Genomic DNA, 26,334 nt, shown 5'->3' with positions numbered 1-26,334 from the left:
CTAGTCTATGAGCTGTCCTTTGAAAAAATGTGTAAAAAGAAAGTTCTGTACTGAACCAAATGGCGTAACATGATCGGAATTGACGCTTTGCTTGAGCTGAAAATCATCATTAAAAAATAATTCCAATGATTCGAGATTGTATCTTCTCACCGGCAATCCGCTGCACATTGTGGGGCCATTTTCAGAGAAGGTTCCGATGATCAAATCCTTATCTACAAACTCGCTGACGATATGCTTATAATTTTTAATATCCTGGGTTTCTGTCAAAAAATGAAAAGTTGCCCTGTCGTGCCATAACTTGTAGGGCCGGGCCGGAGCAAAATCCAGGATGTTGCACACGATCCATTTTATCTTTTCTGCGCGTTCCCCAAGTCGTTTTCTCGCCCTGTCAATGGCCGCACTGGAAATATCCAGAACGGTCAAATCCGAATAGCCTTCGCTGAGCAGATTTTCGATCAGTGTGGCATCGCCGCCTCCGATATCGATGATCGCATCTGTCTTTGTGATGCCGGTGGACTTTATCAGCGAAAGTGAGGGTTCAGGCAGGTTCTGCGACCAGCTCAACTGGTCAGGCCCCTTGGATAAGTAAGTGTTGTCCCAATGGCTTTGAAGTGTGTTGTCCATCATCAGGTTGTCTTAATCAGATAAATAATGAGCAATATGCTGGCCAAAAAGATCACTGCCGTCATGACTTTGATTAAAAGGGAGGACTGATAGTATTGCCCCTGTTCCAACTGCTTTTTTGTATTCATATAACGGACATAGGAAAATAGCGTTGTCAGCGCCCCTAAGCTAACCAATAACACTCCAATAACAGGTGAATAACCCGTAGAATGTACTTGTGATTTGCTTCCTAACGCAGCCGCGATTTGCCGAACGAACAACGAGAACTTGACAACAACGAAACCAAACCCCATGATACCGATGCTGGTCCGGACCCATGCCAGAAAGGTCCTTTCGTTGGCAAGGTGATCTCCCGCATTCTTCTTGTGATCATTGGCTAGATTCATCATTCTTCATGATATCAATTGTCGTGCCATTCTTCATATCATCGCGTGGATTGGTAACAACTTTATCTCCTTCACGAAGCGCTCCAAATACCTCCGTTAAATCGTCTTCCTGCATCCCTTTTCTTATTTCCACGAATTCAGTTTTGCCATCTACAACCTTAATAACATACTGTCCCTCCGTGGAAGTTACCACTGACGAACTCGGCACAGTAAGCGATCCCTGGGTACCCTCCGGGGCAAAAACCACCTCAGCATACATGCCCGGCTTGATTTCTCTTCCGGCATTGGCCACGTCAATTTCCACAGTTTCGGACCGGAATTTCTGGTTCATATTGCCCGAGCGTCGACTGATTTTCCCTTTAAACTGTTTTCCGGGCATCGCATTGATCGTAAATGTCACTTCCTTTCCCTGCTTCAAAGCAACACTGTAAGTTTCAGGCACATCCACGACAAGCCTTAGCCTGTTCTGCTGCTGCAACATCAGCATGGGTCCCTGAAGCCTTACGCCGGAGCCAACCAGCGCGCCGGGATGGACATTGCGCTCGGTAATTACCCCATCGAAGGGTGCGCGAACAATCAGATAAGACTTGATTGTGGTCAGTGCCCCGAAATTAGCTTGCTCGCCCATGGCTGCTGCGCTGTCTGACATCATCTTCGCATTGGCGCTTTCAAGATCGAGCGCAGATACCGAGCCCCTGATCCCCGCGCTGGCTTTCAGCCGTTTATAATGTTCCTGGCTTGCCACCAGCATGGCCTTGGCTTTTAGGTAGTTCGAGCGCGCCGCAACAAGTTGTTCCTCCGTTTCGGGGGCTTCCAGTACCATCAACACCTGGCCTTTTCGTACCGGGCTGCCGCGATCTACCAGTACTTTTTCCACAAAACCATCGGCTTTGGGATAAATGTTTACCTCTTGAAATGCAAGAAACTCTCCCGGCAGCTGGATATGCTGACCTACTTTTTGCAGGGTCACCGTACCAAATTTTACGGAAACCGTTTTTTTGACACGCTTTTCGGATGTCTTATTTTCCGCTGATTCGGATGACGAGCAAGCATTCAGGACGGCTATCCCAAATGCCAACGCGAGACATTTATATGATCTGTTTTTCATAAGAAGTTTGGTCTGAGTGGGCATTTGCTTGTAAATCTGATGAGGGAGATGAATGATCCCCGCCAGGTAAAAGGGACGGATCTTTATAAGCGGTTTTGTTCTGTAAAAACACATAAACCTGCGGAACGATGTACAGCGCGGCGAGTGTTGAGGCGATCAAACCCCCAATTACCGCACGGCCTAATGGAGCAACTTGTTCGCCAGCTTCACCAGTACCAAGCGCCATCGGCACCATTCCGGCTACCATGGCAAAACTGGTCATCAATACGGGTCTCAGACGAACAGTTGCACTCTCCAATGCCGCACGCCGAACGTCCCGGTATTCCCACCGCAGCCGCTCGGCGTTAGTGACAATCAGAATCGCATTCGCCACAGAAATACCAGTCGACATGATAATTCCCATATAAGACTGTAGGTTCAGCGTGCTTCCGGTGAGTAGCAGAAAGGCAATGGAGCCAACAATTACTGCCGGAACAGTTGAGAGTATTACCAGCGACAATTTGAAAGACTGATAATTAGCGGCCAGAAGTAAGAATATCACCACGATCGCAATGCCCAATCCGAGCTGCAAACTGTCCAGGGTTTCGGTTAGAAGTGAAGACATTCCTTTCACTTGCGTGACAAGACCTTTCGGCACCTCGCCTAAGTTCGAAATTACTTTTTGGACAGACCTGGTTGCATTGCCCAAATCCTGGTGATGAATATTGGCAGAAACCGTTACAAATCGGCGGGGGCCTACACGGGCGTATTCCCCCGGAAGTGTATCGATTGAAAACGTAGCAACATCAGCTAAAACCGGTCTTGGCTGGCCTGCTACCAATGGAATTTCCTTCAACTGGGAAAGATTCCGCATGGCATATTCCGGAATTTGCACCTGGACCTGGTAAGTGTAAGCCGCCTTTTGGTCGAGCCACTGGTTTTTTTCGGTATACCGGCTTGAAGATGTGGAGGCGGTGATTGAACGGGCGGTTTGTTGCAAACTCAGACCCATGGTCGCCAGTTTCTGACGGTCGAGCTTGATGTTGATAACGGGAAATTTGAGCGGTTGGATAATGCGCACATCCCGTAAATGATCGAGCTCAGATAATCCCTTCACCAGTTTATTGGCATAACTTTCAATTTCCTTCATATCTCTTCCTGCAACCTGTACCTCAATGGGCGTGAATGCGCCGCCGCTCATGAGTTTCTCGGTCAGATCGGCTGGTTCGAAAGACAGCGTAATACCAGGCATGTCTTCGGCTACGGCTTCGCGGATTTTTTCTTTTAAATCCTGCATATTGGTTTTGTATTCTGGCTCGAGGCCTACTTTGATCACCGCGTCATTCGAGCCGCTCGTACTCACGTACAAATTGGTGGTTGCGTAGTTGGTAGGCACAACACCAACATAGGCAGATGAAACAGCCAGGTGGTCACCGGAAACGTCATTGACAAGCGCCAACAACTGATTAACCTTTTCCTCGGTTCGTTCCAGCCGGGTTCCGTCAGGCGTTTTCATTCGGATGACCATTTGTCCCGAGTTGAGCTGGGGAAGCATATCTTTTCCAATCCAGAGAAAACCGGCCGCTGCCAATGCAAAAATCACAATTAGATAAATACCGACCACCAATTTGTTGCTTTTGACAAACCGTTCATTTTGCCACATAAAACCATTTCTAACCCGGTCGAAAAAAGTCATTTTGCTTACTGTATCAGCCACATGAACATGTTCTTTTAACATCCAATTGGCCAAAATCGGAACAAGACTTTGGGCAAGGAAATAGGAGATCGTCATTGCGAAACCGATCGAAAGCGAAAGCGGCAGGAACATGGCCCGCGGCACGCCCGACATAATGAAGGAAGGCGCGAAAACAGCAATGATACAAAGCAGGATTAGAAGTAGTGGAAGCGCAACTTCTTTACAGGCATCGTAAATGGCCTGCTTTTGAGGCTTGCCCATTTCAATGTGCTGGTGAATATTTTCAATGGTTACCGTCGCCTGATCCACGAGTACGCCGATGGCCAATGCCAGGCCCGACAAGGTCATGATATTGATTGTCTGACCCGCCAGGCTCAGCATGAGTACGGCCGCCACGATAGAGACAGGTATCGTAATAATAACAATGAGCGACGAACGCCAGTCGCCCAGAAAAAGCAGGACCATCAGGCCAGTTAGGATAGCACCGAGGCCACCTTCAAAAAGAAGGCTTTTGACCGAATTGATTACAAAAACAGACTGGTCGAATTCATAAGCCACCTCAATGTCGTCCGGCAGAAGGTTGCGCATTTCCGGTAACTTCGCTTTCAATGCCGTTACCACATCCCAGGTAGAAGCGTCAGCGGTTTTGACGACGGGAATGTAAGAAGAGCGGCTGCCATTTACCAACGCGTAACCAGCCGTCACATCGGAGCCGTCAGCAACATTTCCCAGATCCCTGAGAAAAACAGTACGATGGCCATCGGTTGTTACAGGAATCTGACCGAAGTCGGAAACCTGTTCTTCCAGTGAGTTGAGCGTGGTGATGTAAGAAGTATTACCAATGCGGATATTACCCGAGGGGGTCATCGCATTGTTGGCTGCCAGAGCTTCCACTACTTCATCCGGGGAAATATTCAGGCTTCTGACTTTTTGCGGGTCCAGGTTAATGACAATCGTACGTGAATTGGTACCAATGGGTGGCGGTGCGGTCAGGCCGGGTACCGTTGAGAATAATGGCCTGATCCTGGTCACCGCCAGCTCGTGGATTTCTTTGAGCGAACGCGTTTTACTACTAAAAACCAGATCGCCGATCGGTACCGAGGAAGCATCGTAGCGAACGACTTGCGGAGGCAATGCACCAGGAGGGAAAAATTTCATAGCTCGGTTGACCTGGATCGCTACCTCAGCGGCAGCCTGCGCCATGTCGCTACCCTCGTAAAAGGACAGTTTGACAACCGTCAATCCCTGCACACTTCTGCTGGAAATTTCTTTGATCCCACCGATATACAGAAACTGGTCCTGCATACGCGTCGCAAAAAAACCTTCCATCTGCGCAGGCGACATACCTCCATAAGGTTCGATCACATAGATGACCGGTGAGTTGAGCCGGGGGAAAATATCGATCGGTATCCGCGTGGCGGACATGATCGAGAAAAATACAAGCCCTGCGATGAGTACCATCACGGAAACGGGGCGTTTTAATGAAGCTGAGAGCATACCGTTATTGTTGATTCGGAATTATTGTCGCCTGAAAAGATCAAAAAACGGGCCGAAATCGCTGGTTGCGTAAGCCTTTTGCAACCTGACGGCCACGGCCCTGCGCTGCACATCGATCACCTGCTTTTCAACCCTTGTCAATAGCTGCAGGGACTCTGTAATGCCCAGAATGTTTTCGATCCCGTTGTTATAAAGTGACATGCGTTGCTGATAGGCAAGCGTTGCCGATCGTAGTGTGACCGGGAGCTCATCCAATGCCAGCCGTATTGTTGCCATCACCGAGTCTGCCATAGTCAGCGTATTCTGCAACTGCACCTGCTCTACCGTCAGCAGGCTACCTGCTTCCCTCACCCGCCATTGTTGTTGGACAGCACGGGTCTTGACCCTTTTGAAATCAGTTAGATTAACCGTCGCAGCTACACCCAACAAAAAGTTGGTTCGGCTATATCCGAACCCCTGGCCGATCGGACCGAAGTTGTTATCAATGTCGAGACTCGTACCACGGCCCCAGACGGAAGCCAGCACGGAAATCCTCGGCAGTGCGGATTTGCGGATCATGTCGATTTCCGCATTTTGGCGGGTGAGCAGTCTGTTACGATAATTCAGCAGCGGGTGGCTAGCCAATACGTTGCTCGGCGCAGGTTCTCCCATTAGCAGTGCAGCATTGAAAGTGGTATCGATCTGAACATCGTCTATCTCCCGGCCAGTTAATGTCGCCAGCTGCACACTGGCCCTGCGGTATTCCTCCTGCATTTGATAGTAGCTCAGCTTGGCGCGGGACAGCTCCACCGAAGCCAGCGACGAATCCAGTCCTGGCCGGATTCCGTTTTGGACGAGATTGTTGATGATACGGCGTACCGTATCGACCCTTGCAAGGTTCTGCTGTTCGATTTTTAGATTTTGCCTCAGCCAGACCAAATCAAGATAAGTGTTGATTACCACCTGACGCAGCGCAAATTGCTCACGCTCCAAGCCTGACTCCCCTACGGCAATATCTGCTTCGGCCAGTTTATTTTCGGCATGGAACCGGCCAAAATTGTAAACCTCCCAGTCGGTTGTTGCCAATGCAATGTTGCCCGAGGCCAGGCTCATGGAATTATCAGGCCTGCGCCCGCCCGAGGTGGGCACAATCAGTCCCATCGAAAAATAAGAACCCGAAAGTCCGTTGGCAGTCCCGAGATTGATCTGGTCATGAAGGCGAACGTTAGGCAATCGGTTGTCGCGCAGCACTTGCACATTTGCCCTAAAAGCTTCCAACGCAGACCTTTGTGCTGCTAGCGTAGGATAATGATTGATAGTTGCTTCAACTGCGCTCTCCATACTAAGAACCTGCGCAGCGGCAGGGAAGAGTTGTGCCTGGAAACAAAAAAGGATTAGAAATAGACAGCGGTTCATGTATTTGTTCATCGTGCTCAACTTCAAATTAAGTGGGCACCTGATTAGAGGGTATTGAGAGGGTTATTAGAATTTGGTGAGAAGGATCAGATTATAGTTTTCTTCGACCCGCGATTCTTAATTTTACCGAAAGAAACAGTGAACACAAGCAGCATGAATGTCTTAATTGTAGAGGACGACCTGGAACTTACTCAATTCATTCAGAAAGGGTTACATTCTGAGGGTGCTACCGTTTCGGTCGCGTTCGACGGGGTAATCGGGCGCAGTATGGTCAATGAGAACAAATTCGACGTCGTGGTGCTGGATGTGAACCTGCCTGGTTTGAACGGCTACGACCTATGCCGGTTCATCAAGCAGAACTGGCCTGCCGTACCCGTGATCATGCTTACCGCGCTAGGTAGCCTCGACAACAAAGTGCTGGGTTTTGAGGCGGGTGCCGACGACTATCTTGCAAAACCATTTGCGTTCAAAGAGCTGATGTTCCGCTTGCGGGCATTGGCGCGTAGGCACCCATCCCGTGCACCCCGGCCTAAACGGCTGCAACTTCTCGACCTGGAAGTGGAAACGGATTCTCATCGGGTCTGGCGGGGTGGTGAGCGTGTAGAGCTTACAGCCAGAGAATATGCGCTACTCGAATATTTTATGCTCAATCAGGGAAAGGTCATTAACCGTGTCGATCTGCTCGAAAATGTCTGGGATGTACATTTCAATACCAATACCAATGTGGTAGACGTATATGTGAATTATCTGCGTAGAAAAATCGATAAGGGAGAGCCGCGTTTATTACACACTGTTTTCGGTGTAGGTTATTTGCTGGGGCCAGAGCCATGAGCATCAAACAACGTATCACGATTGGCTTCGGGCTTCTGGTAGCGACGCTTCTACTACTATTTTCATTTTTTATTTACCAGACTTATGAATCTTACCGCGAGTCGCTGATGCGCAGCCGTTTGCAGCGGAGGGCATTGGCCGGACAGCTTTATTTTCAAAATCGGTTGGAATTCCATCGGTCCAGCTATCTGACCTTACCCGACCAGCATGAATTTTTAGTGGACAGTGCAAACCGCATCATCTACCAGTCTTCGGGCAAGGCGGACTACACGCTAACTCCGGCTCTGGTTAAAGAAGCCCGGCTTAAAGAGGTTTATTTCAGCTACCATGCGCATCCCTGGAAAAAACCCAAGGAGGGTGTAGCATTGTCTTTTAATATTAATGGAAGCAAATATGTGTCCGTAGTAACGGCATATGATGTCAATGGTTTTCAGGCCAACGATAGCCTGTTCTTTATTCTTGCGAGCGGGAATGTGATTTTGTTAGTGATTGTTTCAATCGCGAGTTTTCTGTTTGCAAGAAGCGCGATGCGACCATTCGATGGGCTAATCAGGCAAATGAACCCGGCAGCTGTAAATGATTTTTCTTTTCGCTTGGGAGGGGCCGCCGCGCGCGACGAGGCTGGCTATCTTGCGAGTTCTTTTAATGAATTATTAAGCCGGTTACAGGGGCTGGCCAGTAGTCAGGAACATTTTGTTTCCTACGCATCCCACGAGATCCGCACCCCTCTAACCGTGGTGAAAGGAATTTTGGAAACGTCACTCGCCTACGATAACAATATCCCCGACATTCGGCAAAGTCTTGAAAAAGCATTGGTCAGACTGGAAGGAGCAATAGATTTGGCCAATTCACTTCTGCAACTCGCGGAAGTAGAAGGCTTGCAGTCTGACCGTTTGAAAGAAGATATCAATATTGTCGATACTGTTTTTGACACAATCAGTTATTTCGGGGAAAAATATCCAGAGCAGCAGATCAACTTCCAGCTCACAGATACTTTCACTGAACACAGCTCGAACATACGGATCATGGGCAACATTACTTTGCTGCGTACTGTGCTCATTAACATCCTGGATAATGCCAGCAAATATTCCTCTCAAAAACCGATTGACCTTAAAGTGGATTACGAGCCGCTTTGGGTGATCATTGAGATCAGAGACCAAGGCGTCGGTATACCCTCCTCGCAGATAGACGATGTATTTCTTCCCATGATGCGTGCAGGTAATGTAAGAAACCTGCCCGGTTTCGGACTTGGCCTAACCCTGGCCAAAAAAATCATTGACCTATTTGGAGGCCGGTTGAATGTACTTTCTAAGGATAAAGTGGGAACTACCATATCTGTTCATTTGCCCTCATTGGCTCTGGATGATTAGCGCTACTCATTTAAGTTCACCGGGCTGTGGCTGAAACTCCTTCACAAAATCACCAATATCAAAAACCTGTACCTGACCATTAAGTAATGCAGCAATCAATGAGCTTCCGACTGCACTTCTATACCCTGAGGCGCAATGAACCGCGATTGGTTTGTCAAGTGGAACTAACCCTATTTTTTCACGTATGTCGGCAAGGGGAATAGAAATGCTGCTTTCAAAAATTTTATCTTCAGCAGCTTCCGAAAGGTTTCTTACGTCGATAATGGTATACTCATTCTGATTCTGGCGGAAATGTATCCTATCCAGAAGTGGCGACTGTTGTCGCGCAGGCCCCACCAGAAAAGCTGATTTGATGGCTGGTTCGTATCCGATGGAGGCCGTGCGCTCAATTAGCCTTTCTAAAACCTGCCAGGAATCTCCGGTTAGGTAGAATGTTTCTTCAGGCTTGATGATACTTCCCAGCCAGGTCTCAAACTTCTTTCCATCCATCATGTTGACCGAATTGGGCAAATGTCCCTCTTTAAAAATTCGTTCATCACGGGTATCGATGATCAGAATGTTATCTTCCAAGCGATTTTGAGGCTCCGTCGTTAAGTCAATTCTCTTTACACCTTCGACACCAAGTTTGAAATGCGCAGCACCTTTTTTATTAAGTGCAACATCGAACGGAAAATAGACGGGGATAAAAGGCTGGTCTGACGTAAGTCTTTTGATAAAGTCCTCTTTGTTCATTTCTTGTAATGACCAGTTTGTAAGTTTCTGCTGCCCGATCGTGCTGCTGTTTGCATCGCTAAGCGCTTTTCCACAAAGTGTCCCTGCACCATGGGCCGGATAAAGCACAACAGCGTCGTCCAGGGTGAGAATCTTTTCGCGCAGAGAATCGTACATCTTCGCTGCAAGTTTCTCCCGCTGACTGCTGGCATCACTATCCGATTCCCTCAGATCCGGACGGCCACAATCCCCAATAAACAGCGTATCCCCGCTGAAAATGGCCTTGGCGATGCCATTGTGCTCCAAAACAATTGAAATACTATCCTCGGAGTGCCCGGGGGTGTTTAAAGGTTTCAGCACAATCTTTCCAAACGAAAGCGAACTGCCATCATCGAAAGGGATATGGTCATAGCTTGCCCCGGTGTGGGCACTTGCGTAAATTGGAGAACTTGTTGTCTGACTGATTTCCAAGTGACTGCTGACGAAATCAGCGTGTGAATGGGTTTCTATTACTGCAATGATCACTGCGCCATTCTGTGCAGCAAAATCGTAATATGGCTGCGGGTTCCGGGCTGGATCAATTAATACGACTTTGCTCTCACATTCGCTCAAAATAGCATAGCTGTAATGCGAAAGATATTGATCTTCAAATTGATGGATTTTCATGATTCTCTTTTTTATTTCAAAAATGTAAAATCTAATGTTGAGGAAGGATTAGTGAGGTAACCATCGCCTGACCAGGCCATACAAGAATGTTCCGGCCAATGCCCCCGATATCACGATCAGCATCGACCAATAACCAAACCCCAGGTTTACGAACATAGGTCCCGGACAAGCCCCGGTCAACGCCCATCCCAAACCAAAAATGATACCCCCGAGCAAATACCGTAGCCAACGGCCGGTTTTGTCGTGAAATGTGATTGGATTGCCGCTGTAATCTTTAATGTGATAACGTTTGATCATAAAGACGGCGACAATGCCGACCAATAGCGCTGTACCGATTATGCCGAACATATGAAATGACTGAAAGCGGAACATTTCCTGAATCCTGTACCAGGAGACGGCCTCGGATTTAGCCATCACTATGCCAAAAAGTACTCCGGTAACTATAAATTTTAAAGCTTTCATAACTTGAAAAGAACAGGAAAAATAAGGTGGGTCATGGCAAGCCCGCCAATGAAAAAACCCACCACTGCGATCAGGGACGGAATTTGAAGGTTTGATAGCCCGCTGATTGCGTGACCTGATGTACATCCACCTGCATATCTGGATCCAAATCCAACCAGCACGCCGCCAGCCAAAAGAAGCAGAATTGTTTTTGGAGACGATAGAATTTGACGGCCGAATAGCTGATCAGGGTTCAGGCCCCCATCGAAGCTTATGCCAAGTTTATGCAAATCGGTAATAGTTGTCTCAGACAATTGAAGCGGAGCTGGGCTATTAAGCCATACCGAGACGATATAGCCGCCAAGGATTGAACCTACCAGGAACAGAAGGTTCCAGATTTCACCCTTCCAGTCAAAGTCAAAAAAGTCTGACTTACTGCCGGCCCCGGCCATCGAGCAAATTGTCCGCAGGTTGGAAGAAAACCCGAAAGACTTTCCAAAATAGAGTAGCAAAACCATGATGGCGGAAATGGCAAAGCCCGAAGCATACCAGGGCCAAGGTTGGCGGATTAGATCAAGCATAAAAATCAATTGTGTGACATTATTATAAAAAAGGGAAAAATCGGTAGGTATGACTTCGATATTGCCGGTAATCATCATAGAATGCCACCAACATCTTTTCTTCGTAGCGTGACTTAAAGTAAAACAGCAGCAACAATGCAAGGCTGATTATGACCCTAAGAGAATCTGTAGCCTGTAAACCATAACCGGAAGTGAGAAGAAAAATGCCGGAATAAATCGGGTGCCGGATATATTTATATATTCCTGTTGTAACAAGCTTCCCACGTTTCACTGGCGATGGAAACGGTGTAAGGCTTCTCCTTATCTGAAACATTGACGTGACAATCATGATCATTCCGGTGAGGGCAACCGCTACTCCCACTAGTTTTACACCCGACCAAATTTTGAAAATCCTGACGGCGGGTAAAAACACATATAGGCCAAATAAGGCAAGCTGAATACCAACGAAGATGAGATCTTTCTTTTTTCTCATATATAATTCGCCATCAAATGAATTCGTGGATGATAATGTAAGCGCCCATCACCAAGACAAACCAACCAAAGCCCCTCTTTAAACGGTCCACATTAAGGTAATTTCCAATCAATCCACCGAGAAAAAGACCGGCAATAGCAATACTGGTAACGGTCAGAAGAAATCCCCAATCAATTTGAAAATGCCCCAAATCACCCGCAAAACCAATCAGAGAGTTTAGAGCAATGATCAAAAGAGATGTTCCAACTGCCTCCTTCATGGGCATCCCGAGTAGCAAAACCAGTGTTGGGATTAGTAAAAAACCTCCACCGGCACCGAGAAGCCCGGTTGTTAGTCCTATGCCTGTGCCGAATGCAAAGAGCTTGAAAAAACTATGACCTTGACGCTGGGCCTTTTTGGCTGACTGAGTGTTGTCTTTTATCATGCCCACTGATGCAGCTATCATCAACACCCCGAACAAGGCCATCGTTAGAATTGGCTCCGTGACCTGAAAGTCTCCTAGTTCAAAGAGTTGGTTTGGGATTTGAGGAATGAGAAATTTTCTGACCAAAAACACGGTCGTAACCGAAGTTGCCCCGAATAATAAGGCGGTGCGAACATTCAGTAACCCGTTTTTATAGTTCCGAATTGCTCCGATCAGACTGGTAGAGCCGACAATGAATAGGGAATAGGAAGTAGAAAGCAATGGCGGTACACCAAATAAGTAAACCAGCACGGGCACCGTTAAGATGGAACCTCCGCCGCCTACTAAACCGAGCGAAATACCAATCAACACAGACGCCAAATAAGCCATAATTTCCATTTGCAGATATCAATCACACAAATCAAGCAATACGATTGTTGCCAGAAAGTGACTTTTATCACAGAAGGAAAAACCATGTTTATCCCACCCAGGCAATAGAGTTACGGAACAGTCTGATTTTTCCGTTCAGCTCCATCTTCTTCAACAAGCGTGAAACGACCTCTCGGGAGGTGTTCAGGTCGTTGGCAATTTCAAGGTGGGTGATGGTCAACTCATCGACGCCTTTGCTTTTAAATTGATTTCGTAGATAGAATTCCAGGCGCTCGTCCATCGCCTTAAAAATCACGCTATCCAGGACGGTCAGCAGCTCTTCAAAGCGGGACCGATAATTTTCCAGGACGAAATAATACCAGCTGCGATAGGTAGTCATCAGCTCATCCATCATCCGTATCGGGATCACAATGATTGTTGTATCATCGACGGCCTTGGCCATGATTTCGCTTGATTCTTGTTTGGTGGCGCAAATCATTGACAACGCGCAAGCATTGCCTTCTTCGAGGTAGTAGATGAAAACTTCCTGCCCATCATCACCCTCCCGGTACAGCTTTACCCGCCCAGAGGCTATCAAGACACTATGTTTTATGTATTGTCCCGTCCTCATGATCACTTCCCCGGCAGGGATATTCTTTAAGACACCTGCCTCGGCGATCCGGTCTCGAAGCCCGGGTTCAAAGCTTTTAAATGATGCGTCCAGGTAGTTGATGATTGACTGGGTTGGTTCCATATTCTATAAATGTCGTTGGATTAATCAACTAAACATTCTCACGCTAAGTTCTTGTGCAAACACCAGGCGCTTGGGGATTAAATAGAATCAACGCCGGAAATCCTGCATTTGCAGGATTTAATTATATCTTTGTCCTCATAACAGGAAATGGTGTCTTCCTGCGGAAACCGCCCGAAACGGCTGATGGCGCCTATTAGGATCAAATTGTATTTGTTCAACTAATAGGTATATATATAAATGTCAGTTTCAAGGTTTCGTCTCTCCAAAAAATTGGTTTTCCTTTTCTGGAAATACCCCATCGCATTCTTTACCGTTAAATGGCTTATCCTTACTGCACTAGTAGGGATTCTTGTCGGGTCGGCCTCTGCGCTTTTCCTGGTCTGTCTGGATTGGGCTACCCACTATCGTGAAACTCACCTCTGGATCGTTGCCCTGCTTCCGCTTGCCGGGCTTATGATCGGCGGTATGTACCACTATTTTGGAAAAGAACTTGAAGCGGGAAATAATCTGCTACTTGAAAATATCAACAGGCCATTTAAAATCATCTCGCTAAAAATGGCCCCATTCGTTTTAATCGGGACCATAGCTACCCACCTCTTTGGCGGCTCGGCCGGGCGCGAAGGTACGGCATTACAGATCGGGGGCTCGATCTCAGATCAATTTACGAGGATCTTAGGCCTGCGCCCACGCGACAGAAGACTTATCCTGATTGCTGGAATTGCTGCCGGTTTCGGATCTGTTTTTGGGACACCTCTTGCAGGCGGGGTATTTGGACTGGAAGTATTTTTAATCGGCAGTATCCGGTACGATGCATTGCTTCCGGCATTCGCCGCCGCGACCTTCGCCGATATGACCACCCGGGCATGGCAGGTGGGGCATACCCACTACCACATCCCAGAAATACCGGATTTGTCAATCCCCAATATTGGGTATGCAATTATTGCAGGAATAGCCTTCGGCGCCGCATCCAAGTCTTTCAGTAGCCTCACACATGCGATTGGAGGATTTTTTAAACGATACATCAGTTTTCCTCCATTTCGACCGCTGATTGGTGGCGCGCTGGTTTCGGCGGCAGTGTTTGCATTGGGTAGCACCAGGTATATCGGCCTTGGCATACCGGTGATACTGGAATCCTTCCAAATGCAAATACCACCTTATGACTTTTTGCTCAAAATAATCTTCACCGCTGTAACCCTGGGTGCTGCTTTCAAGGGGGGTGAAGTTACACCCCTGTTTTTTATTGGTGCCACGTTGGGTAATGCACTTTCCTATTTTATCCCATTGCCGGTTGGCTTGTTGGCGGGCATGGGTTTCGTCGCTGTTTTTGCCGGTGCTGCCAATACTCCGCTCGCCTGTGTGCTGATGGGGATGGAGCTATTTGGGAGCGAATGTGGCGTTTACATAGCTCTTGCCTGTATCGTCGCCTATTTCTTCTCTGGCCACTCCGGCATTTACGGTTCTCAGCAGATTGGCCAAGCCAAGCATCTTGTGTATGCACGCAGCACAGGCCAAAAACTTTCTGCAACCAGAATCAGAAGTCGTAACTGAAAATACAGCTAACGCGGTTAGCGCCATTAGGCAGATAATATACTTTACAACTTGTACCAGGTTTGTGCCGGAAGGGGTAGCCGACGGCCATCGAACCCAGTTTTGTTGGGGCCATAGTGCTCTACCAGATAATCCAAAATCGGCTTTTCGGTCTCTCCCAGATCCCAGAGCTTCTGGGTGCGCTGCATCCACCGGATTCGTTCGATCCATTTGTCACGGTCAAACTGGCTTTGCAAAATCAGTTTGCTCGAATGGCAAATGGTGCATTGCGCCTTGACCAGGAACATGTTTTCGCCGAGCGCCAGCCCACTTTCTCCATCGACCAAAACTCCTTGCGCGTTTCGGATTGTGTCTGAGCTAGCTGCGCTCGAATTTTGTTCAGGTGTCGCTCTTACGTAGACTTCAGCATGTGCCTTTTCAGCGCGCGTCTCTGTTGTCGTTGACATTGACGACGTCTTGCTGCCTGGGTTGGGCTGGACTTGAACCCAGGCACAAAGCAACCACATCAATACTCCGGCTGACAATAGCAAGTATCGGCCATTTTTTAATATACTCTGCATGTCGGAAATTGTTTAAACCACTTTCACCGCAATCCGGTGGCATGAATTATTGATATATCCTTCTGGATTCCAGGAAGGCATTACCATAGGCTGCGAACGCCCTTGGTCATCCGTTGCACGGGCCCAAACTTCATAATATCCCTGCATAGGGAAATCGAGATTGGCCGACCAATGCTGCCAGGCAAGCCGGTTCTTTGCGTCTTTCAAAGTAGCATTCATCCATGTCTCGCCAAAATCGATCGACACCTCTACCCGTTTTACCGTTCTGTCACCCGCCCATGCGTGGCCGCGAACACCCAGTTTTTGTGCCTGGGGCATTTCCAATCCGGTTTTAGGGTACGTGATTACCGATTTGACTGGCATCGACTCGATAATTTTGAACTCACTTTCATCGGGGTCAACGCCCGGTGCCACCGGATGGATGGGAACCCGATAACTTTTTCCGGTCATTTTCGCCCCGTCGTGCACTTTATTTCTCACCGCGATTGTGTGAAGCCATTTTCCTGATACCGATGCAGGCCAGCCACCTATCACCAGGCGTAGCGGGTAGCCATGTACCAATGGAATGTCTTTGCCGTTCATGGACCAGGCAATCAATGTTTCATCTTCTAATGCTTTTTTGATTGGTACTCCCCTTGAAATCACAGCCTGATTGGGATCACCGTTCAAATGCAGGTCCTGTCCGTAGTATCCAATATAGACCGCCGTATCGGTGATCCCCACGTCTGCAAGGACGTCTTTTAAACGCACGCCTGTCCATTCCGCACAGCTGATGCCGCCCTCAGTCCACTGGTTGCCGGACGTTTTGGGAAAATAGCCCGCCCTGCCATTCCCTCCGCATTCAAGCACAAGCTGGTATGTATAAGGTTTGAATTTACTTTTCAGATCAGCCAGCGTATAAGACTTAACTGCTTTAACGGACTCACCCTTGATAGTCAGCTTCCAGTTCTTAATATCAATACTGGCAGGGATCTGTCCATTATTGCGGATGAACATTTTGTCAGCAGGTGTAATCTCATCATCGAGTAAGTAGGCCGGGGTTTCTACATTCCAGGGCTTATCATTTAAGATGACAAGGTTTTTATTTTTGTCGGCCATCGGGTCGATGTTAAATGCGACTGGGAGATAGTGCCTTGGCAACCGGTCTGCAAAAACGATATTGGTTCCAAGCAGGCCTGTCAAAGTGGCCAGCGATGATGTCCGAAGAAACCCTCTGCGATCAAAGAGCCTGGTTTGTGTTTCTTTAATTTCCATAAAAAGCAAAGATTTTAAATCTTATAAAATACCTAGGTAACTGGCAATACTCGAAAATTAAGAGGTAGATGATCATTGTATTAGTCTCCGGCAAAATGCATCACGGCGTACAGGGCTGCAAGCGAGATACCCGTCCATAGTAAAATTCCTTGAAGCATCGGCTTGACTCCGATCGAGCGTAAAACCTGCCTGGACAAACCCGCGCCAATCAAAAATAACGTCAGAGACAGACCCATGTGTGCTATTCTGATAAAGAATTGGCTGATCAAAGCTATCTGAGGGACATATGTATTCAGTACCATTGCCAGGATAAAAAAGCCGATGAAATAAGGGATAGATACCTTACCGGATTTATTTTTAAACAACAGGGACGCCACAAACGCTACCGGTAATATCCATAAGGCGCGGGCAAGTTTCACTGTTGTTGCTATTTCCAGTGCCTGCGGCCCGTATTTGCTGGCAGCCCCGACCACTGAGCTGGTATCATGGATGGCCAGCGCACACCAAAGGCCAAACTGGCTTTGTGTCAGGTTTAATTCAGCACCGATCCATGGGAAAATGAACAATGCAGCAGAATTGAGTATAAAAATGCATCCCAGTGCAGCTGAAATCTGTTTTTGCTCAGGGCGGATTACCGGTGATATGGCAGCAATGGCACTGCCCCCACAAATAGCAGTACCGCTGGAAATCAAGAATGAGGTTCTCCGGTCGATACCCATCCATTTACCTAAAATTAACCCAAATAGCAAGGTCATAGAAATTGATATAACAGTAAAACCCAGCCCTTGACTTCCGGCCTTGACCGCGCTGTGCAGATTCATGCCGAATCCCAATCCAACCACCGAAAGTTGAAGTAGCCAATGTGTTGCCTTGTGGTTTAGATGAAGATATGGATGCCCACTAAGTTGCGCGACAGTCAGACCGAGCAAAAGTGCCACCGGCGGGCTGACCCAGGGCGTCAGGCAAAGAACAGCGCAGATAGCAAATACCAATTTGCTGCCGATGCCATTGCGAAGGAAAATGAATGTTTGCCAGTTATTTATTATTTGCTTTTGCATAACACTGTGTGTTTTTGATATGCAAAGTTGCAATCCTGTCACCGTTGATTTTCATCAAAATAAGTGATGGTTAATCACCTCAGGTTATCATCGGCAGGTCAGGCAAAATCACTTTCCGGCCCGTACTGCTTCAAGATTTGGGTTATTTCACTAATGCAGTTTTGTTTATTCGCGTGACTTCCAGCCGGATAAGGGACGACCAGTAGCGACTGTACGGACCTTATATTCGACTGCCCCAGAGCACTTTCAACAAAGGGCGTTATCTCTCTCATCAACACAACCACTATCTCGGGATTCATTTCATTGATCCGGCTGGACAGCGATGCTACCGCGCTTTTTCTACCTTCCAAACGTGCTTGCCTGTTGGTTTTGTCCAGTGGGGCCTGGCTCAAATGATCCAGGAAACAGCCGATTGACTTGAAGAACTTTATAAAGTCTTCCGGCGAGTTAAAGTTACCGTACACTATTTCAAAAGCGCCCCTGATCGTTCGATATAAATTGGTATTACCATGATAAAAATGCTTCTCGCCGCCGCCAGGGGCCTCCGCGACAAAAAGAATTTTTACCTGATTAGGTCGATAAATCTCAGAAATGGCTAGCATGGTCTAATAAAATACAATTCAAAATATGGAATAAGGATTTCTATCCTATTTCAACCTCCATCGCCACAGTTTTATTGACCATGTAGGTTCTCCGGTCGGGATCGTGCTTATCGGGCTGGACATGGCCATCGGAATCGGTAGCACGGACTAAAATCCCCGCCGTTGACGGCTTAGAGGGCACGTGCCAATTGAATTCCCATAAACGCCATACATTTGGGATCTCCGTATCCAACAGTTTGACACCCTGCCAGCTCAGTCCGTTGTCCGTACTTATTTCGACCTTAATAACTGACTTCTCGCCACACCAGGCTGCCCCATGGATGCGGTATGGTTTGCCAGCAGGAACAATCTCATGCAGCATTGGCCGTGCGATTTCCGCCTTTGCTTCGACCGCCGTAACTGCGGTAAGCGTCGGCTGGTTGGCTTGCCTTTTCCAATATGCATATTCAATAGTCTGCCAATACCCTTCGAAAGGTTTGCTTGTCGCAATAATGTTGGTGAGCCATTTGATGGATGCCATACCGTACCAGCCTGGGATGATCGCCCGGACGGGATACCCATGAGCAATGGGAAGATCTTTGCCGTTCATTTGATAGGCAATCAGCACATTTGCTTCCAATGCTTTTTTGAGAGAAATGCTTCGGGCGAAACGTATCTCCCCGGGCGACCTGGGTTCTTCCGTGATTTCCCCCTTGTCAGCCCCTTCAAGGATAATTTCTAAAACGTCCGCATTCAATCCCGCTTTTTCTAGCAATGCGGACAGCGGTACGCCTGTCCATTCAGCGTTACCAACCGCACCCTGCTCCCATAAAAGCCCCTTGACCTTCGGTGCCAGTTTGGCCCTACCGTTACCGGCGCATTCCAATGTCGCCATCACGGTCTTCGATGGCATTTTACGAAGCTCATCATACGAAATGGTAATTGCTCTTTTTACATCGCCCGTTAATGACAATTTCCAGACGTCAGGATCAAGCTTCGGAAATGGGAAATGGCTTCGGACAAAAAACTGGGCATTAGGGGTAATTCTTCCCTTTAATGTTGCAAAAGGGAATTCCAGGTTGGAAGGCTCTTTCTCCCTGGTAATCAGACCTGGAAATGCATCATTCTTTTCTATCAATGGTGTAGGTGCGAAAGGAAAAAGCGTTGTGCCCGCCATTGCAGGGACAACTCCGCTCAGAAATGTGCGCCTTTGCATTTTCTTGTCAGCATGATTGGGGCTTTTATTAGTCATAGTGTAAGTGTCAAGTTTCTGTACTTACATTATAACTGTTCCAGCAAAAATCGCCGACAGCTGCCACAAGCGACGCCAAAGTTTCAAATTTTGTATCTTACCGAAATTTCAAAAACCTACACACGAATGAAAACCACCCTCTCTCATCTACCACAAAACAAACAAGATCAGTTAAAAACACTTACCCAAATTATCCTGGACAAAGTCCAGGCAGAAATGATCATTCTCTTCGGCAGCTATGCGCGGGGCGACTGGGTGGAGGATTATCAGGAAAAATATGAGTATGTGAGCGATTTTGACATTCTGATCGTCACCAAAGACAAGAATTCGGCAAAGCAAGTCAAGAAATCCCGTGAGCTGGAAGAGGAACTGATGGCCAACGAGGACATCACCAGAACAAGCATTATCTATCACAGCATTGGCTTCGTGAACGACAAGATCGAACGGAATTACTACTTCTTTGTCGATATTCTGAAAGAAGGAGTCATGCTTTTCGATTCCGGAAAATTCTCCTTATCTGAGCCGAAAGAACTTAACTCCGCGCAACGCGTCGAAAAATCGACTGACGAATTTGAGCACTGGTTTGAAAGTGCTTCAAATTTCTTTCTCAGCTATCACGATACCTTTAACCGGTCAAATTTTAAGGAAGCCGCTTTCCTCTTGCATCAAACCGTGGAAAGATTTTACTCGGCAATTCTTCTTGTTTTCACTGACTACAAGCCGCGAATCCATGACATAGAAATATTGGGAAGTCAGGTCGTTAAACAACATGCAGAGTTCGCGACTATTTTTCCAATGTCTACGGAGGAAGATAGGCGGCTATTTATACTTCTTAAAAAGGCTTATATCGATGCGAGGTATAACAGGAATTACAGGATTGAGAAGGCGGAGTTGGAATATTTAGGAGGTCGGGTGGCGCTATTGAGGGATTTGACGGAGCGGGTTTGCCGGGAGCGGATTGCAGGGCTTGGCTAAAATGAGTGATAGCGAAAAAAGAAGCGGCGCTCAGAAGGATAAAGCAGACTATTTCCTTGACAATGGACTATACTCCACGGTTTATATTTGTCCCAAAAAGATATGAAAACCATTCTTTTCAGCGGGATTCTCTGGCTACTTGCCGCGACTTGTTTCGGACAATCATCGGATATGGAACTTACCAATAAGCTGAAAGAAAAGATCGCGCTGGCTTGCAAACTCACTGACAAAGATCAGATTCAGAGGATGCAGGAACTTCACCAGACGCTTTTCAAAAAAATCGACAAAACTCTGGAAGGACCGGCCAGCTATGAGCTGGTTTTTCAAAAACCCGACAGCACTCTAAGCAAGGATCTTTTTGAGTTTATCCAGTTTGAGAGGCTGTGCTGTCCGTGGCTTCGTTTCCAGCTCACTTTCAGTCCCGGCGACGGGCCGGTGTTGCTTAGAATGGGGGATTCGGTAGAGACTAAGGAAATGGTTTATCTGGTGATGGAGCTGGATAAACTACCTAATAAACATTGACTTACCTCCAAACAAGGCCTGCGTTTCAGAGGTTTTCTGTAAATTGTATTTATGGTTGGTTATCAAAAATGGCTCTTCGTCCTCATCTTGTTTTGTTTGGGACATATTGCCTACCCCCAGCAGATCCGGGTAATCAAATATCTGGAACTTCGTGAAATCCTGGACAAACCCGGCGATTCTACATTGGTTGTGAATTTTTGGGCGACTTGGTGCCTGCCTTGCGTTACCGAGCTGCCGCATTTTGAAAAAATCAGCGCACAGTACGCCAAGAAGAAAGTGAAAGTGCTATTGGTAAGCCTGGATGCCGCATCGCTGCTAAAAAAGAAGGTAGAACCTTTCGTTGTCCGAAAAGGGATCAAATCAGCCAAGGTAGTATTGTTGAACGAGCCTGATTATAATTCCTGGATCGACAAAGTTTCACCCGAATGGTCTGGCGCATTGCCTTTTACACTCATTATCGATTCCAAAACCAGAAAAAGCTACGAGCGCCCTTTCACCGAAGCAGAACTAGCCGCAGAATTGAAAACATTTATTCAATAATCTAAACCAACACGAATATGAAATCACTATTTGCATTGGCCGTGACCCTGACGTCGCTTTTCGTTTTTGCTCGGTTTACCGTTTTACAGCCAGGTTACCAGGTAGGCGAAAAGGCCATGGATTTTTCGCTAAAAAATGTTGATGGGAATATGGTTTCCCTCTCTACTAATCAATCAGCGAAAGGTTTTATCCTCGTGTTTACCTGCAACACCTGCCCAGTCGCTCAGGCTTATGAACAACGGGTAATGGATCTGGACAAACAGTTTGCTTCAAAAGGCTATCCAGTGATCGCAATCAATGCGAATGATGCAGCACTTTCTCCCGGCGATAATTTCCAGGCAATGAAAAAACGTTCTTCCGATCGGGAATATTCGTTTCCTTATCTGACTGACGAAACCCAACAAATTGCCAAAACCTACGGGGCAACGCATACACCAACCGTTTTTGTGGTTCAGCGGGATGGTGCTGATTTCATCGTCCGCTACATCGGTGCGATCGACAACAATGCCCAGGATCGTAGTCAGGCCAGTGAAAAATACGTCGCCAATGCGGTGAATGCGCTTTTGGAAAATAAGTCCATCGCAATACCGACAGCGAAGGCGATTGGCTGCGGGATTAAATGGAAAAAAGCGTAGGCATTACGGGCGCGGAGCATAGTAAATGATACAAACACCGATGAGGGCAATGGCCGCGCCAATCAGATCGTATTTGTCGGGCCGGAAACCGTCTACCTGCCAGGCCCATATAAGCGCCATCACGATAAATATACCGCCGTATGTGGCATAGACGCGGCCAAATCCGGTCGGCTGGAATGTAGCCACCACGCCGTACAAAGCAAGGATCACCCCACCCAGGATGCCGAACCAGAGTGGTTTACCTTCTTTGAGCCACAACCAGACCAAATACCCACCGCCAATTTCACATAGGCCGGCCAGGATGAATACCAATAAAGATTTAATAACTGTCATAATTTATTTTAAGACAAAGGCTAGTCAGCATTTCCATTTTCAAGTTTACAATCGCAGTCACTCCCGCAGGTGGCACATGGCACCTTTCTCGTATTTCTGAGAATAAAAACGAAAACCACCAGGCCGATAAATACAACGGCGACGCTGTTGGTCCAGTAACTTAGCCAAGTCAATACAGCTACACCGAAGACAGACCCTAGAATGGGCGCAGCGCAGCAAACGGCACAGGCAAAGATACTCAAACCTATAACCGGGAGATTTTTCCTATTTTTCATGATATTTTTAGACGTAAAACTAAACCGTGGACAATAGTCAATTGTCAAGAACCTCAACCAAAAAAATATGCTGATTGGTGAACTATCAAAACAAACTGGGTTGTCCAGGGACACAATCCGTTTTTACGAGAAGCAAGGCCTGATAGCTGTCGGCCGCAAAGAAAGGAGGTTTAATAACTACAAAGAATATTCTGAGCATACTTTACAGAGGCTTTTTCAAATCAAGCGCATCAAAGGGTTTGGCTTTACGTTGAACGAAACCGCCAGTTTTCTGGACCTGATCGAAACCAATCAGGCCTCCTGTCAGAACGTATCAGAGATCATCTCGGAAAAAGTATCCTTAATCGATCAGAAGATCATGCAACTCATCGAACTCAGGCAACTGATGCAGCGCAGTGTCGACAAGTGTTTGCAGGATTGCTGCTCAAATGCCCAGGAACCCAACTGCCCGATGCTGACGACAGATTTTCTTTCTTAAAGAAATATTTACCGAGCAACGAAACCGCATTGCCGATCTCGCAGAAGTTTTTGTTATGTTCCAAATATATAATCCATCCCGCCCGATCGGCCATATCCAGGCTTTATCCAAAAAGGTATTTTCCATCCTGATCCTGGCAGTCCTACTCTTACCGGCCGCGCCTTGCCGTGCAGGTCAGTCCGATTCAACCGCGCGAGCCTCCATGCACGGTGTGCTAAGTCTGGATTCACGCAGTACAATCATCGAGGGGAAACACATTACGATCAATGGCATTTTAGGAGGTATCGCCTTCGGGAAAGGGCAACACAAGCTCACACTTGGTTACTACTGGCTAAGTTACGGGGCTAAGCAACGGTTGATCGATTTGCATAGGAGCCATGCCCACCGCATCAACCTGGAATACTACACCCGTACTGATGTCGGGTTTGCGAGCCTGGGCTATTGGTTCCCCCTATACCGGAATCCGCGTTGGACGGTATACATTCCGGTTGAAATGGGCTTGGGCAGTGAATCAGCACATTATCGCCGGATATCCGATGATGCCCAACTCGGCAGCGGTCACTTCTACTTCGTGCCTTATCAACTCGGGGCATACGGGGAATTCAAAGCTACACCTTGGGTAGGGTTCGGCCTGCAAATTGGCTACCGTAATGCTGCGAGGCAGACCGTCTTCCGGGAACATTTCAAAGGCCCTTATTATAGTTACGGGCTCACATTCTATCCCGACCGGATTTATTCTGACCTAAAAAAATATTGGGCGAAGCGCCATACTGCACGATAGATTTTGCTTTGCATGGGCGAAACATGTATGGCCAACCATGCTCAATGCCGCTTCGCCGCATCGTACCACTCTTCGGCTGCGCGTACTAAAAGTCAGACCAGAAACCTGACTGCCCGATGACAAGTGATTTTCTCTCCAAGTGGGAAGAAATCCAATCGCAATATTGCGATGAAAAATTTTTCTGCTATGTTTGCAGCATGGGAATTACGAAGACGGAAATATTTACCGAGCAACAAAACCGCATTGCTGATTTGGCAAAAGCATTCGCTCACCCTGCGCGGGTTGCCATTTTGCAGTTACTGATTGCCCGTAAAGCTTGTGTTTGCGGTGACCTGGTGGATGAATTGGATCTTGCCCAGGCCACAGTTTCCCAGCATTTGAAGGAGCTAAAACGGATCGGCATCATTCAGGGCGAAATCAACCCGCCACGCGTTTGCTATTGCATCAATCCTCCGGTGTGGGAAGAAGCACGGCAAGTATTCGGCTTTATCCTGGAATCCTTTGAGGAGGTGACCTGCTGTAAGTAAGCAGGTACTTTTTTTGACCAAATCAATCGTAATATTACAATAATAACTAATGAATTTATGATCCATCAATTGATCCCTATGACCCGGGGTGCGCTCACCTGGCAGGCTTTCAAAAGCTCGCTCGAACAAAATCTGGATCTGCACCTGCAATTCCAATACGAGGCGGGTAAGTTTGTCGACCGCTCATTTCACATCACGGAGATTAAACAGGCCCCGATTGTCTCGGTAGATTGCGGCGGTGTAATGAATAGCTGGACGGAGGTAATCGTGCAGCTGTGGGAGCCGCCGATAAGTGAAACTGACCGCTCGATGCTGGTCCGCAAAGCGCTCAAAATTGTGAACCTGGTGGAAAAGTCGTTACCGCTTAACCCGCATGCGGTTGTGAAGATCGAGTTTGGCAATTCAAAATTCGATACACGCCAAATGTACCCAGGTGAGTTTTCAGTTGAAAGCGATAGCTTCACCGTCAACCTGGTTCCAGATTTTACCCAGTGCAAAGCACTAACGCGAGATCAATCATGCGGAACGGGTTCCACGGCCACATCCTGCTGTGGCCCGGCTCCTGAAAAAGAGGAATTGGAAGCTGCAAATGCTGATGGCGCTGCATGCAAACCAGGTTCCGGCTGTTGCTAATTATCAATCAATTATCTCATGAAGCGAATTTTAGTTTTATGCACGGGCAATTCAGCCCGCAGCCAATTGGCGCAAGGATATTTACAGCATTTTGCAGGTGACCGCGCAGAAGTGTATAGCGCTGGTGTAGATCCCAAAGGCGTAAACCCGGTTGCCATCCAGATAATGGCGGAAGATGGTCTTGATATCTCGCATCATACCTCGAACCATGCCGACGAATATACCGGCATCGCTTTCGACTATGTGATCACGGTTTGCGATAATGCACGTGAGCAATGCCCTTATTTCCCGTCTGCGGGTGCACTGATCCACCATAGCTTTTCTGATCCAGGCCATACCGGTACGCCGGAGCGGCCAGATGAAGACCTGGTAACGTCATTCCGTAGGGTTCGGGATGAAATCAAAGAGTACAGCCGCGAATTTATCCATCAAAAACTGCCTGCATAATGGCTTTCACCATTCGCCCCCTAACAGAAGCTGACTGGCAGCAAGTAAAACAGATTTACCAGCTGGGCATTGATACCGGTGATGCGACATATGAAACGCAAACGCCGGAAGTCGACGCGCTGAAATTAAAGTTTCTTACCGAACCTCTTCTTGTGGTAGAAGATAACGGCCAGGTTATCGGATGGGCATTCCTGTCAGCGGTTTCCAGTCGGTGCGTGTATGGAGGTGTAGCTGAAACCAGCATATATATTCATCCGGAATTCCACCGGCTCGGTATTGGCCGGGCGCTTTTATCTGACTTGGTGCCGTTAAGCGAAAAACTCGGTTTCTGGACATTGCAAGCGCAGATATTCCCGGAAAACAAAGCGAGTATTGCACTTCACGAGCGGCAAGGTTTCCGGAAAGTCGGCTACCGTGAAAAGCTTGGAAAACGTGATGGCGTTTGGCGGGATGTAATACTGCTGGAACGCCGCAGCTCGGTAGTTGGAAATGATTAGTCAATAGCATCCTTGTTTACTCAGTATTTACCTATGCCGCCGCGACGTTTCTACCTCTGGTTTCGACCTAATGGCTAAATGGAGATTGGAAGATCGGAACTTATTGGTATTCTGCTCGAATCATCGGACAAGGAGGATAGATTGAAGGTGGTAGC

At 47.5% G+C, this 26,334-nt stretch carries 30 protein-coding genes and 1 riboswitch; of the genes, 13 read left to right on the top strand and 17 right to left on the bottom strand.

Translation table 11 applies throughout. The features are described 5' to 3' along the window. Genes FEN17_RS18255 through FEN17_RS18235 form a run of 5 tightly spaced genes read right to left on the bottom strand, consistent with a single transcriptional unit; the run spans window position 1 to window position 6,697 of the window. Complete coding sequence (locus tag FEN17_RS18255; protein ID WP_205748169.1) at window positions 1-627, bottom strand: class I SAM-dependent methyltransferase; 627 nt, start codon at window positions 625-627, stop codon at window positions 1-3. Further along, window positions 627-1,013 (bottom strand): YidH family protein, encoded by a 387-nt coding sequence (locus FEN17_RS18250; protein WP_138366745.1) that lies wholly within the window; start codon window positions 1,011-1,013, stop codon window positions 627-629. Before FEN17_RS18250 ends, FEN17_RS18255 begins: the two co-directional genes overlap by 1 nt. Continuing rightward, window positions 994-2,118, bottom strand: a complete 1,125-nt coding sequence (locus FEN17_RS18245) for an efflux RND transporter periplasmic adaptor subunit (RefSeq protein WP_171037949.1) — start codon at window positions 2,116-2,118, stop codon at window positions 994-996. Before FEN17_RS18245 ends, FEN17_RS18250 begins: the two co-directional genes overlap by 20 nt. Further along, the gene (locus FEN17_RS18240) at window positions 2,099-5,290 is read right to left on the bottom strand and encodes an efflux RND transporter permease subunit (RefSeq protein WP_138366743.1); all 3,192 of its coding nucleotides are present in this window, start codon (window positions 5,288-5,290) and stop codon (window positions 2,099-2,101) included. The genes FEN17_RS18245 and FEN17_RS18240 overlap by 20 nt, the downstream gene beginning before the upstream one ends. A 21-nt stretch (window positions 5,291-5,311) precedes the next feature. After that, the gene (locus FEN17_RS18235; protein WP_138366742.1) at window positions 5,312-6,697 is read right to left on the bottom strand and encodes a TolC family protein; all 1,386 of its coding nucleotides are present in this window, start codon (window positions 6,695-6,697) and stop codon (window positions 5,312-5,314) included. Between the two features lie 141 nt (window positions 6,698-6,838). On the opposite strand from FEN17_RS18235, the gene FEN17_RS18230 reads away from it, so the two are divergent. Continuing rightward, window positions 6,839-7,516, top strand: a complete 678-nt coding sequence (locus FEN17_RS18230) for a response regulator transcription factor (protein WP_138366741.1) — start codon at window positions 6,839-6,841, stop codon at window positions 7,514-7,516. Further along, window positions 7,513-8,886 (top strand): sensor histidine kinase, encoded by a 1,374-nt coding sequence (locus FEN17_RS18225; RefSeq protein WP_138366740.1) that lies wholly within the window; start codon window positions 7,513-7,515, stop codon window positions 8,884-8,886. Before FEN17_RS18230 ends, FEN17_RS18225 begins: the two co-directional genes overlap by 4 nt. A gap of 6 nt (window positions 8,887-8,892) precedes the next feature. On the opposite strand, the gene FEN17_RS18220 is transcribed toward FEN17_RS18225, so the two are convergent. The 6 genes from FEN17_RS18220 to FEN17_RS18195 form a co-directional block, all read right to left on the bottom strand. Next, entirely contained in the window at window positions 8,893-10,263 is a 1,371-nt protein-coding gene (locus tag FEN17_RS18220; protein ID WP_138366739.1) for an MBL fold metallo-hydrolase, read from the bottom strand. Window positions 10,264-10,311: 48 nt separating this feature from the next. Further along, window positions 10,312-10,725 (bottom strand): DUF6691 family protein, encoded by a 414-nt coding sequence (locus FEN17_RS18215; protein WP_138366738.1) that lies wholly within the window; start codon window positions 10,723-10,725, stop codon window positions 10,312-10,314. Beyond that, window positions 10,722-11,363, bottom strand: coding sequence for a YeeE/YedE family protein (locus tag FEN17_RS18210; RefSeq protein ID WP_310589469.1), 642 nt, complete (start codon window positions 11,361-11,363; stop codon window positions 10,722-10,724). Before FEN17_RS18210 ends, FEN17_RS18215 begins: the two co-directional genes overlap by 4 nt. Further along, a complete protein-coding gene (locus FEN17_RS18205) occupies window positions 11,308-11,757 on the bottom strand; it encodes a methyltransferase family protein (protein WP_138366737.1) in 450 nt (149 codons plus the stop codon). Before FEN17_RS18205 ends, FEN17_RS18210 begins: the two co-directional genes overlap by 56 nt. A 13-nt stretch (window positions 11,758-11,770) precedes the next feature. Further along, window positions 11,771-12,559 (bottom strand): sulfite exporter TauE/SafE family protein, encoded by a 789-nt coding sequence (locus tag FEN17_RS18200; protein ID WP_138366736.1) that lies wholly within the window; start codon window positions 12,557-12,559, stop codon window positions 11,771-11,773. Between the two features lie 79 nt (window positions 12,560-12,638). Beyond that, window positions 12,639-13,283, bottom strand: coding sequence for a Crp/Fnr family transcriptional regulator (locus FEN17_RS18195; RefSeq protein WP_138366735.1), 645 nt, complete (start codon window positions 13,281-13,283; stop codon window positions 12,639-12,641). A gap of 134 nt (window positions 13,284-13,417) precedes the next feature. Next, a riboswitch (Fluoride riboswitch) is annotated at window positions 13,418-13,483 on the top strand. Between the two features lie 37 nt (window positions 13,484-13,520). On the opposite strand from FEN17_RS18195, the gene FEN17_RS18190 reads away from it, so the two are divergent. Further along, entirely contained in the window at window positions 13,521-14,831 is a 1,311-nt protein-coding gene (locus tag FEN17_RS18190; protein ID WP_138366734.1) for a voltage-gated chloride channel family protein, read from the top strand. 44 nt (window positions 14,832-14,875) lie between these two features. On the opposite strand, the gene FEN17_RS18185 is transcribed toward FEN17_RS18190, so the two are convergent. From FEN17_RS18185 to FEN17_RS18165, 5 genes are all read right to left on the bottom strand, one after another. Continuing rightward, a complete protein-coding gene (locus FEN17_RS18185; protein WP_229208872.1) occupies window positions 14,876-15,277 on the bottom strand; it encodes a hypothetical protein in 402 nt (133 codons plus the stop codon). A 126-nt stretch (window positions 15,278-15,403) separates the two neighbouring features. Next, a complete protein-coding gene (locus tag FEN17_RS18180) occupies window positions 15,404-16,645 on the bottom strand; it encodes a sulfite oxidase (protein ID WP_138366732.1) in 1,242 nt (413 codons plus the stop codon). Between the two features lie 80 nt (window positions 16,646-16,725). Then, window positions 16,726-17,703, bottom strand: coding sequence for a YeiH family protein (locus FEN17_RS18175; RefSeq protein WP_138366731.1), 978 nt, complete (start codon window positions 17,701-17,703; stop codon window positions 16,726-16,728). Between the two features lie 98 nt (window positions 17,704-17,801). Then, on the bottom strand, window positions 17,802-18,305 hold the full coding sequence (locus tag FEN17_RS18170) for a hypothetical protein (protein ID WP_138366730.1): 504 nt from the start codon (window positions 18,303-18,305) through the stop codon (window positions 17,802-17,804). A gap of 40 nt (window positions 18,306-18,345) precedes the next feature. Beyond that, a complete protein-coding gene (locus tag FEN17_RS18165; protein WP_205748168.1) occupies window positions 18,346-19,536 on the bottom strand; it encodes a sulfite oxidase in 1,191 nt (396 codons plus the stop codon). 126 nt (window positions 19,537-19,662) lie between these two features. Between FEN17_RS18165 and FEN17_RS18160 the strand changes: the two genes are divergently transcribed. The 4 genes from FEN17_RS18160 to FEN17_RS18145 all read left to right on the top strand — a co-directional run bounded on the left by FEN17_RS18160 (window position 19,663) and on the right by FEN17_RS18145 (window position 22,208). Continuing rightward, window positions 19,663-20,511: a HEPN domain-containing protein gene (locus tag FEN17_RS18160; protein WP_138366729.1), complete on the top strand. Its 849-nt coding sequence runs from the start codon at window positions 19,663-19,665 to the stop codon at window positions 20,509-20,511. A gap of 102 nt (window positions 20,512-20,613) precedes the next feature. Further along, entirely contained in the window at window positions 20,614-21,033 is a 420-nt protein-coding gene (locus FEN17_RS18155; protein WP_138366728.1) for a hypothetical protein, read from the top strand. 51 nt (window positions 21,034-21,084) lie between these two features. Beyond that, a complete protein-coding gene (locus tag FEN17_RS18150; protein ID WP_138366727.1) occupies window positions 21,085-21,573 on the top strand; it encodes a TlpA disulfide reductase family protein in 489 nt (162 codons plus the stop codon). 17 nt (window positions 21,574-21,590) lie between these two features. Next, a complete protein-coding gene (locus FEN17_RS18145; RefSeq protein ID WP_138366726.1) occupies window positions 21,591-22,208 on the top strand; it encodes a thioredoxin family protein in 618 nt (205 codons plus the stop codon). A gap of 3 nt (window positions 22,209-22,211) precedes the next feature. Here FEN17_RS18145 and FEN17_RS18140 read toward each other — a convergent pair whose 3' ends face one another. Next, window positions 22,212-22,541 carry a YnfA family protein gene (locus FEN17_RS18140; protein WP_138366725.1) on the bottom strand — a complete coding sequence of 110 codons (330 nt, stop codon included), beginning with the start codon at window positions 22,539-22,541 and terminating at the stop codon, window positions 22,212-22,214. 342 nt (window positions 22,542-22,883) lie between these two features. Between FEN17_RS18140 and FEN17_RS18135 the strand changes: the two genes are divergently transcribed. The 6 genes from FEN17_RS18135 to FEN17_RS18110 all read left to right on the top strand — a co-directional run bounded on the left by FEN17_RS18135 (window position 22,884) and on the right by FEN17_RS18110 (window position 26,179). Then, window positions 22,884-23,294 carry a MerR family transcriptional regulator gene (locus tag FEN17_RS18135; RefSeq protein WP_138366724.1) on the top strand — a complete coding sequence of 137 codons (411 nt, stop codon included), beginning with the start codon at window positions 22,884-22,886 and terminating at the stop codon, window positions 23,292-23,294. A gap of 55 nt (window positions 23,295-23,349) precedes the next feature. Next, window positions 23,350-24,075: a hypothetical protein gene (locus FEN17_RS18130; RefSeq protein ID WP_138366723.1), complete on the top strand. Its 726-nt coding sequence runs from the start codon at window positions 23,350-23,352 to the stop codon at window positions 24,073-24,075. A 197-nt stretch (window positions 24,076-24,272) separates the two neighbouring features. Then, on the top strand, window positions 24,273-24,602 hold the full coding sequence (locus FEN17_RS18125; RefSeq protein WP_138366989.1) for an ArsR/SmtB family transcription factor: 330 nt from the start codon (window positions 24,273-24,275) through the stop codon (window positions 24,600-24,602). Between the two features lie 57 nt (window positions 24,603-24,659). Then, entirely contained in the window at window positions 24,660-25,235 is a 576-nt protein-coding gene (locus FEN17_RS18120; protein ID WP_138366722.1) for a DUF6428 family protein, read from the top strand. Window positions 25,236-25,253: 18 nt separating this feature from the next. Next, complete coding sequence (locus FEN17_RS18115; protein ID WP_138366721.1) at window positions 25,254-25,682, top strand: arsenate reductase ArsC; 429 nt, start codon at window positions 25,254-25,256, stop codon at window positions 25,680-25,682. Next, window positions 25,682-26,179, top strand: a complete 498-nt coding sequence (locus tag FEN17_RS18110) for a GNAT family N-acetyltransferase (protein ID WP_138366720.1) — start codon at window positions 25,682-25,684, stop codon at window positions 26,177-26,179. The genes FEN17_RS18115 and FEN17_RS18110 overlap by 1 nt, the downstream gene beginning before the upstream one ends. The last annotated feature ends 155 nt before the right edge of the window (window positions 26,180-26,334 follow it).

Origin of the sequence: Dyadobacter luticola, assembly GCF_005860805.1 — a bacterium.
GTDB classification, from domain to species: Bacteria; Bacteroidota; Bacteroidia; order Cytophagales; family Spirosomataceae; genus Dyadobacter; species Dyadobacter luticola.
The sequence above is the reverse complement of the archived record's forward strand: the minus strand, read 5'-3'. Positions and strand labels throughout refer to the sequence as shown.

Excerpts from the sequence above, each read along its gene's own strand:
- FEN17_RS18255 (WP_205748169.1), bottom strand. The coding sequence starts at position 627 with ATGATGGACAACACACTTCAAAGCCATTGGGACAACACTTACTTATCC.
- FEN17_RS18250 (WP_138366745.1), bottom strand. The coding sequence starts at position 1,013 with ATGATGAATCTAGCCAATGATCACAAGAAGAATGCGGGAGATCACCTT.
- FEN17_RS18245 (WP_171037949.1), bottom strand. The coding sequence starts at position 2,118 with ATGAAAAACAGATCATATAAATGTCTCGCGTTGGCATTTGGGATAGCC.
- FEN17_RS18240 (WP_138366743.1), bottom strand. The coding sequence starts at position 5,290 with ATGCTCTCAGCTTCATTAAAACGCCCCGTTTCCGTGATGGTACTCATC.
- FEN17_RS18235 (WP_138366742.1), bottom strand. The coding sequence starts at position 6,697 with ATGAACAAATACATGAACCGCTGTCTATTTCTAATCCTTTTTTGTTTC.
- FEN17_RS18230 (WP_138366741.1), top strand. The coding sequence starts at position 6,839 with ATGAATGTCTTAATTGTAGAGGACGACCTGGAACTTACTCAATTCATT.
- FEN17_RS18225 (WP_138366740.1), top strand. The coding sequence starts at position 7,513 with ATGAGCATCAAACAACGTATCACGATTGGCTTCGGGCTTCTGGTAGCG.
- FEN17_RS18220 (WP_138366739.1), bottom strand. The coding sequence starts at position 10,263 with ATGAAAATCCATCAATTTGAAGATCAATATCTTTCGCATTACAGCTAT.
- FEN17_RS18215 (WP_138366738.1), bottom strand. The coding sequence starts at position 10,725 with ATGAAAGCTTTAAAATTTATAGTTACCGGAGTACTTTTTGGCATAGTG.
- FEN17_RS18210 (WP_310589469.1), bottom strand. The coding sequence starts at position 11,363 with ATGATGATTACCGGCAATATCGAAGTCATACCTACCGATTTTTCCCTT.
- FEN17_RS18205 (WP_138366737.1), bottom strand. The coding sequence starts at position 11,757 with ATGAGAAAAAAGAAAGATCTCATCTTCGTTGGTATTCAGCTTGCCTTA.
- FEN17_RS18200 (WP_138366736.1), bottom strand. The coding sequence starts at position 12,559 with ATGGAAATTATGGCTTATTTGGCGTCTGTGTTGATTGGTATTTCGCTC.
- FEN17_RS18195 (WP_138366735.1), bottom strand. The coding sequence starts at position 13,283 with ATGGAACCAACCCAGTCAATCATCAACTACCTGGACGCATCATTTAAA.
- FEN17_RS18190 (WP_138366734.1), top strand. The coding sequence starts at position 13,521 with ATGTCAGTTTCAAGGTTTCGTCTCTCCAAAAAATTGGTTTTCCTTTTC.
- FEN17_RS18185 (WP_229208872.1), bottom strand. The coding sequence starts at position 15,277 with ATGTCAACGACAACAGAGACGCGCGCTGAAAAGGCACATGCTGAAGTC.
- FEN17_RS18180 (WP_138366732.1), bottom strand. The coding sequence starts at position 16,645 with ATGGAAATTAAAGAAACACAAACCAGGCTCTTTGATCGCAGAGGGTTT.
- FEN17_RS18175 (WP_138366731.1), bottom strand. The coding sequence starts at position 17,703 with ATGCAAAAGCAAATAATAAATAACTGGCAAACATTCATTTTCCTTCGC.
- FEN17_RS18170 (WP_138366730.1), bottom strand. The coding sequence starts at position 18,305 with ATGCTAGCCATTTCTGAGATTTATCGACCTAATCAGGTAAAAATTCTT.
- FEN17_RS18165 (WP_205748168.1), bottom strand. The coding sequence starts at position 19,536 with ATGACTAATAAAAGCCCCAATCATGCTGACAAGAAAATGCAAAGGCGC.
- FEN17_RS18160 (WP_138366729.1), top strand. The coding sequence starts at position 19,663 with ATGAAAACCACCCTCTCTCATCTACCACAAAACAAACAAGATCAGTTA.
- FEN17_RS18155 (WP_138366728.1), top strand. The coding sequence starts at position 20,614 with ATGAAAACCATTCTTTTCAGCGGGATTCTCTGGCTACTTGCCGCGACT.
- FEN17_RS18150 (WP_138366727.1), top strand. The coding sequence starts at position 21,085 with ATGGTTGGTTATCAAAAATGGCTCTTCGTCCTCATCTTGTTTTGTTTG.
- FEN17_RS18145 (WP_138366726.1), top strand. The coding sequence starts at position 21,591 with ATGAAATCACTATTTGCATTGGCCGTGACCCTGACGTCGCTTTTCGTT.
- FEN17_RS18140 (WP_138366725.1), bottom strand. The coding sequence starts at position 22,541 with ATGACAGTTATTAAATCTTTATTGGTATTCATCCTGGCCGGCCTATGT.
- FEN17_RS18135 (WP_138366724.1), top strand. The coding sequence starts at position 22,884 with ATGCTGATTGGTGAACTATCAAAACAAACTGGGTTGTCCAGGGACACA.
- FEN17_RS18130 (WP_138366723.1), top strand. The coding sequence starts at position 23,350 with ATGTTCCAAATATATAATCCATCCCGCCCGATCGGCCATATCCAGGCT.
- FEN17_RS18125 (WP_138366989.1), top strand. The coding sequence starts at position 24,273 with ATGGGAATTACGAAGACGGAAATATTTACCGAGCAACAAAACCGCATT.
- FEN17_RS18120 (WP_138366722.1), top strand. The coding sequence starts at position 24,660 with ATGATCCATCAATTGATCCCTATGACCCGGGGTGCGCTCACCTGGCAG.
- FEN17_RS18115 (WP_138366721.1), top strand. The coding sequence starts at position 25,254 with ATGAAGCGAATTTTAGTTTTATGCACGGGCAATTCAGCCCGCAGCCAA.
- FEN17_RS18110 (WP_138366720.1), top strand. The coding sequence starts at position 25,682 with ATGGCTTTCACCATTCGCCCCCTAACAGAAGCTGACTGGCAGCAAGTA.